This is a genomic window from Pseudomonas sp. P4_C3, from assembly GCF_056402075.1.
This window is the reverse complement of sequence record NZ_JBFUIC010000775.1, coordinates 1-642: the sequence shown is the minus strand read 5'-3', so window position 1 is coordinate 642 and position 642 is coordinate 1. Positions and strand designations below refer to the sequence as shown.

Below are 642 nucleotides of genomic sequence, written 5' to 3'. Positions count from 1 at the left end.
CTGGTGGACGGACGGATCAGCGTCGCCTGCCAGAACAGGAAAATACTGACCAGCAGACAGATCGTGATCACTGCCGGGCGGTTGTTGAAGATCAGGCGCTCGAGGAACGTCGCCTTGTCCTGGTGATGAGAACTCAAGGAAGTCATAGCTCCGCCTTCTTATTATTAACCCGGCTCATTTGCCCGACTCGGTACCGTTGGGCGAAGTGACGCGAACGCCGCCCTGCCCGGCCAGAACCAAATTGCCATTGCCTGCCGCAGTCACTGCCGAGACCGAAATACGGTCCGCACGGTTGACCACTTTGAAGGTTTCGCCATTGTCGCTGCTGCGGATCACCGAGCCGCCGTTGCCGACAATCACGATGGAACCGTCGTCGAGCAGCGTGCCGCCGGACAGCCCGAACTCCAGGTCGCCACGTTCAGCCTTGAGCTCGACTTGCTCCCAGGTGGTGCCGAAGTCCGTGGAACGGTAAAGGTTGCCACGCAAGCCGTAGGCCAGCAGCGTATTGGGCTGCGCCGTGCCGATCACGCCGAACAGCGAGCCTTCGTACGGACCTTCGAGCTTTTCCCAGGTATGGCCCCAGTCCGCGGAGCGAAACATGCTGCCCTGCTCGCCGACGATGAACAGCCCGGCGTCCTTGAC

The 642-nt window shown here is 61.1% G+C and carries 2 protein-coding genes; both read right to left on the bottom strand.

Annotation, left to right across the window (positions count from 1 at the left end):
- The coding region (locus tag AC1DVH_RS32380) for a hypothetical protein (protein ID WP_477757207.1) at nt 1–146 on the bottom strand (146 nt) is incomplete at its 3' end.
- Nucleotides 147–174: 28 nt separating this feature from the next.
- The coding region (locus tag AC1DVH_RS32375; RefSeq protein WP_477757206.1) for a WD40/YVTN/BNR-like repeat-containing protein at nt 175–642 on the bottom strand (468 nt) is incomplete at its 5' end.